The sequence below is a fragment of the Draconibacterium sp. genome (assembly GCF_041583095.1).
Lineage (GTDB): Bacteria > Bacteroidota > Bacteroidia > Bacteroidales > Prolixibacteraceae > Draconibacterium.
Genome location: NZ_JBFHGM010000309.1, coordinates 1 through 5,544, shown reverse-complemented (window position 1 = coordinate 5,544; position 5,544 = coordinate 1). Strand labels below are relative to the sequence as shown.

The window sequence follows — 5,544 nt, the reverse complement described above, 5'->3', positions numbered from 1 at the left end:
TCCAGAGGCTCAGGGGTGCCCGAAGGAATACCACTTGGTACTTGTGCCATTGCCACTGCTGTAACAAAAAGTAAAAAGGTGAATATCGCTGCTTTTTTTATCATGCGTTGTAAGTTTATTATTCTTATTAGTAAAGCAAGTTGGAGGGGTGGTTTGTTCAAGAGTATTCGATTAATTTTTCTTCGTAAGAAAACGAAAAGTGAGTAAGATTATCCTTCTCTAATAACATTGCATTTTATCTGCTATGCTTTACCCTTCACCCTATCGGGAGCTCCCCTATCAAGGGGAGCCATTTAATGGCAACTCTGGTAGCTCGCAACAAATTTTCGTTTATCCTGGTTAAAAAGCTTTTTTCCCTTTGTAAGGGAAAATGTCGACAGACAAAAGGGTAGAGCATTCAGGATTTCTCTCAATAAGTTCTACTGCATGTTTAAACGTTATCCTAACTTTGGGCATAAAAAAACCGCTCCGTCAACTGACGGAACGGTTTTCAGAATTATCTAAAAAGTATTCTTACTTCTTGTAGATTTTTTTGTATCCGTAAATGGCGCTTGCACCCAATTCTTCTTCAATACGAAGCAGCTGGTTGTATTTTGCCATACGGTCTGAGCGGCTCATCGAACCTGTTTTAATCTGACCAGAGTTGGTAGCCACTGCAATGTCGGCAATTGTTGAATCTTCAGTTTCACCCGAGCGGTGAGAAGTTACTGAAGTATAACCTGCACGGTGCGCCATTTCAATGGCATCTAATGTTTCGGTTAACGTACCAATTTGGTTTACTTTAATAAGGATTGAGTTCGCAGCACCCAATTCGATACCTTTTTGCAGGTACTCAACGTTGGTTACAAAAAGGTCGTCGCCAACCAGCTGGCATTTGTCGCCAATAGCAGCGTTCAGTTTTACCCATCCGTCCCAGTCGCCTTCGTCCATACCGTCTTCAATTGAGTCGATCGGGTATTTTGAGATCAATTCAGCCAGGTAAGCAGCTTGTTCATCAGAAGTACGTTTTACACCGTTTGGCTCGAAAATGCTGTAATCGTAAACACCATTTTTGTAGAACTCTGATGAAGCACAGTCCATAGCGATAGAAACATCGCCACCATCTTCGGCACGGCCCGGCTTGTAACCTGCGTTTTTAATGGCAGTAAGAATTGATTCGATCGCCTCTTCGGTACCGCCTAACATTGGAGCAAAACCGCCTTCGTCGCCAACGGCAGTTGAAAGGTTTTTAGCTGCCAATACTTTTTTCAGTGCGTGGAAAACTTCAGCACCCATGCGCAAACCTTCGCGGAAAGTAGGCGCACCAATCGGGCGGATCATAAATTCCTGGAAAGCGATAGTGGCATCGGAGTGCGAACCACCGTTAATGATATTCATCATCGGAACAGGCAATGTTTTTGCATTAGTTCCGCCAATGTATTTGTATAATGGAAGCTCAGAGTACTCGGCAGCCGCTTTTGCTACTGCCAACGAAACACCTAACATAGCGTTTGCACCTAAGTTAGATTTTGTTTTTGTGCCATCGAGTTCCAATAATTTGCTATCGATAGCCACCTGGTCGGTAGCATCCATACCAATAATTTCTTTTGCAATAACGTCGTTAACGTTTGCAACTGCTTTTAAACAGCCTTTTCCTAAGTAACGGCTTTTGTCGCCATCACGTAATTCAAGTGCTTCGTTTTCGCCGGTTGACGCTCCTGACGGAACAGCCGCACGGCCGAATGCACCACTTTCGAGTAATACATCAACTTCAACAGTTGGGTTACCACGAGAATCGATAATCTCTCTTGCTTTTACGTCGCTAATTAACATTGTAAGTAGTTTTTATTTATTTAACTTTTCAAGATTGCTAGTGCAATTACAGGATTGTAAACGCTGAGGCGCTTAAATTGTTTCACGAAATTACGAAGATTAACGAATAGTTTACTCCTTTTTTAGGTGAATTTAAGATCATTAAATTGGTTTACAATATCATGTCCCCGAACGTAGGGACAATGGTCTGTTTATGAATTCGGAGAACTTTGCTAATCATCAGTAAAGTCTGTTGGGTAATTAATTTCCTGCCGGAGGCCTTCATTTTTGCCTTGATGCAAAAACGAAGCAAAAAGATCAAGGCTGCTTTTAGTCTTTTCCCTACGTTTTTGTAAAACCAAAATTCGGACGGGTGATCTCCTCGATTCCTCGGAGCTTCCCGCTCTCATTAAGGTTTTACTTCAACTCCGGGCAAGGACCAAAAGAGGCCGTCCTTTAATGCAACGTCTGCTACATCCGAGCCTGGCCTCGTCCGATGAGCCGGAAAACAAGTGGTGACGGCGTAAAAAATTACTGATGCTTGAGGAGGGACGACGAGTTTCAGGAATTTTAGACGGCAACGCGTAGCTTTTCCGAGGGAAGCGGGCGCAGCCTTGGATTTTCTGTCTACTGTTTGGGCTAAGCCAAAGAGTAGAATCGGCCTGATAAGGCAAAAAGTTAGTTACTTATGCTTAGATACTTGAATTCATTAGCTGGCGAACAACGTGACCTGCAAAAGGGGCATTTTGTGTGCTAGATCTCATTATTTTCTTTCAGAATATCATAAACAAGAGCAGTGGCATCGCCAACTACTTTCCGGCAAATAATTTTGTGGTGCTTCCGGTCTTTAACCTGAGCTTCGGTAGCGTGTTTAATTAATAGCTGGCGGCAATTTGTAGTTCCGTGAATATCCTCCACCAGTTTGTTTAATTCGCGAACTTTTGTGTAGCTGTTCAGTTTGGTGTCCAGGTCTTTTGGTTCTTCGTTACCGAATGCCAGTCCCAGAACCATAAAACCGCCGGTAACAGCTCCACAGGTTTCACGTAAGCGTCCCATTCCTCCGCCAAATGTAGATGAAATGCGCTTGGCCATGGTTTTATCCAGTTTAAAATGATCGGCAAAAGCGAGTAACACCGACTGCGAACAAGCATAGCCTTCATCAAAACGATTTAATGCCTCTTCAATGATAAATTCTTTTGTGGTATTTAGCGTTATGCACATATGATTAATAATAAAAATGCGAAGCTATTGATTTCGTTCAAACTTTATGCCTTTAATAAGAATTTTTTCACAACAAAAAAAGCACAAAGCCAACGAAATTAACTTCGTGTCTTTGTGCCTTTGTGTTTATCGTTGAAGTGGCAAAGCCACTCTTTTAAGCTTGCGAAACTGCTACTGCAACAGCAACAGAAGCACCAACCATCGGGTTGTTACCCATTCCGATCAATCCCATCATCTCAACGTGAGCAGGAACTGATGAAGAACCGGCGAACTGAGCATCAGAGTGCATACGTCCCATAGTGTCAGTCATACCGTATGAAGCAGGACCGGCAGCCATGTTATCCGGGTGAAGCGTACGACCAGTACCACCACCAGAAGCAACTGAGAAGTATTTTTTACCTTGCTCTAAACACTCTTTTTTGTACGTACCTGCAACCGGGTGCTGGAAACGAGTTGGGTTAGTTGAGTTACCGGTAATCGATACATCAACACCTTCTTTATGAAGAATAGCAACACCTTCGCGTACATCGTCGGCACCGTAGCAGTTTACTTCGCCACGTAATCCTTCAGAATAACGCTTACGGCTAACTTCTACAACTTCGCCTGTAACGTAGTCGAATTTAGTTTGAACGTAAGTAAAACCGTTGATACGTGAGATAATTTTTGCAGCGTCTTTTCCTAATCCGTTAAGGATTACACGTAAAGGCTCTTTACGAACGCGGTTAGCGAAGTTGGCAATTTTAATTGCACCTTCAGCGGCAGCGAATGATTCGTGACCAGCCAACAGTGCGAAACACTTAGTTTCTTCGCGCAACAACATTGCAGCCAGGTTACCATGACCGATACCTACTTTTCTGTCGTCAGCAACCGATCCCGGAATACAGAAAGCCTGTAAACCTTCGCCTAAAGTTGCAGCAATCTCTGAAGCCACAGTCTGGCCTTTTTTAATGGCAATTGCAGCACCAACGATATAAGCCCACATTGCGTTTTCGAATGCGATAGGCTGAGTATCTTTTACAATTTGGTATACATCAACACCTTTGTCGTCGCAAATTTGTTTTGCTTCTTCTACTGAAGAAATTCCATATGAATTTAAAACAGCTTCAATCTGTTTAATCCTTCTATCGTAACTTTCAAATAATGGCATAATTCTTTCCTCCTATTCTTTACGTGGGTCAATGGTTTTTACTGCATCGGCGAAACGTCCGTAAGTTCCGGTAGCTTCTTTCAATGCTTCGTTAGCATCTTTACCCGACTTAATCATGTCCATCATTCTTCCAAGCTGAACAAACTCGTAACCGATAATTTCGTTATCAGCATCTAAACCGATTTTAGATACATAACCTTCAGCTACTTCAAGGTAACGTGGTCCTTTTGCCGATGTTCCGTACAAAGTTCCGGTAACACCGCGTAAACCTTTACCCAAGTCTTCAAGACCGGCACCGATCGGCAGACCACCTTCTGAGAAAGCAGTTTGTGAACGACCGTAAACGATCTGAAGGAATAACTCGCGCATTGCAGTGTTAATAGCATCACAAACAAGGTCGGTATTCAATGCTTCAAGGATTGTTTTTCCGGGAAGAATTTCTGAAGCCATTGCAGCTGAGTGAGTCATACCGGTACAACCGATAGTTTCAATCAACGCCTCTTCAATAATTCCTTCCTTAACATTCAATGTTAATTTACATGCACCTTGCTGTGGCGCACACCAACCAACACCGTGGGTTAAACCCGAAATGTCTGTAACTTCTTTGGCTTTAGTCCAACTTCCTTCCTGTGGAATTGGAGCCGGGCCATGATTTGCTCCCTTAGCAACGCAAATCATACCTTCAACTTCGTGTGTAAAACTCATATTAATATTTATTTTCTGGTTTTTTTGCTGAAACAGCTAAATAGGCTCTAAATTCCGAGCTTTTAGGTCTGTCTTAACTGCGGCGTGAAAATATTAAATAATTGTTCTACAGTACCCACTAAAAATGCTTATTGGAAACTACATTTTGTTTATTAACGTTTAGTTAAAGTATTGAAAGTAAAGGATTAAAAGGTCTTGAATTGCTTATTGCTGTTTGAGTTTCATGTGTTTAACAACCGAACTTAAATCGGTACAATTTGCAGCTGCAAAAGAGTAAAAAGAGGATGGGGGAGAGCATGGCGTATTAATGATATTCTTCGCGGTATTTTAGCCCTTTTTCGTAACGAACAACATCCAGTTCCTGGAAAGTTACCAGCCCGCCGCGCTGGCTGTTGTCAAGTATTTGGTTTAGCTTTTCAATAAAGCGGTCAATCTTGTCAATGTTGTCAATAATTTCAATGGTAACGGGCAAATCGCCCGACAAGGCAAAAATCTTCATGGTGTGTATACTGTGGCTGGCACCAAACGACATTATACCTTTATAAACGGTGGCACCGGCCAAACCGGCATTTCGTGCTTCAAACACAATTTCTTCAAACAACACCCGGCCATTTATTTTATCCGATTCTCCAATGTAGATCTTCAGGATTCCTGTTTTTTCTGTTGTTTTCATCGCGTTG

General features: G+C 42.4%; 5 protein-coding genes. All 5 read right to left on the bottom strand.

What is annotated here, in order from left to right; translation table 11 throughout:
* Positions 1-513 precede the first annotated feature (513 nt).
* Positions 514-1,812, bottom strand: coding sequence for a phosphopyruvate hydratase (gene eno, locus ABZB17_RS19775; protein ID WP_372652850.1), 1,299 nt, complete (start codon positions 1,810-1,812; stop codon positions 514-516).
* A gap of 732 nt (positions 1,813-2,544) precedes the next feature.
* A complete protein-coding gene (locus tag ABZB17_RS19770; RefSeq protein ID WP_372652848.1) occupies positions 2,545-3,012 on the bottom strand; it encodes a C-GCAxxG-C-C family protein in 468 nt (155 codons plus the stop codon).
* A gap of 154 nt (positions 3,013-3,166) precedes the next feature.
* Positions 3,167-4,159, bottom strand: a complete 993-nt coding sequence (locus tag ABZB17_RS19765; RefSeq protein ID WP_372652846.1) for a GGGtGRT protein — start codon at positions 4,157-4,159, stop codon at positions 3,167-3,169.
* Between the two features lie 12 nt (positions 4,160-4,171).
* Positions 4,172-4,864, bottom strand: a complete 693-nt coding sequence (locus ABZB17_RS19760; RefSeq protein ID WP_045029722.1) for an iron-sulfur cluster assembly scaffold protein — start codon at positions 4,862-4,864, stop codon at positions 4,172-4,174.
* A 304-nt stretch (positions 4,865-5,168) separates the two neighbouring features.
* Positions 5,169-5,544, bottom strand: a 376-nt coding sequence (locus ABZB17_RS19755) for a DUF190 domain-containing protein (RefSeq protein ID WP_372652844.1), incomplete at its 5' end; no start/stop codon positions are given.

What these genes read in the sequence shown, in the direction of transcription:
- eno (WP_372652850.1), bottom strand. Translation starts at nt 1,812, where the DNA reads ATGTTAATTAGCGACGTAAAAGCAAGAGAGATTATCGATTCTCGTGGT.
- ABZB17_RS19770 (WP_372652848.1), bottom strand. Translation starts at nt 3,012, where the DNA reads ATGTGCATAACGCTAAATACCACAAAAGAATTTATCATTGAAGAGGCA.
- ABZB17_RS19765 (WP_372652846.1), bottom strand. Translation starts at nt 4,159, where the DNA reads ATGCCATTATTTGAAAGTTACGATAGAAGGATTAAACAGATTGAAGCT.
- ABZB17_RS19760 (WP_045029722.1), bottom strand. Translation starts at nt 4,864, where the DNA reads ATGAGTTTTACACACGAAGTTGAAGGTATGATTTGCGTTGCTAAGGGA.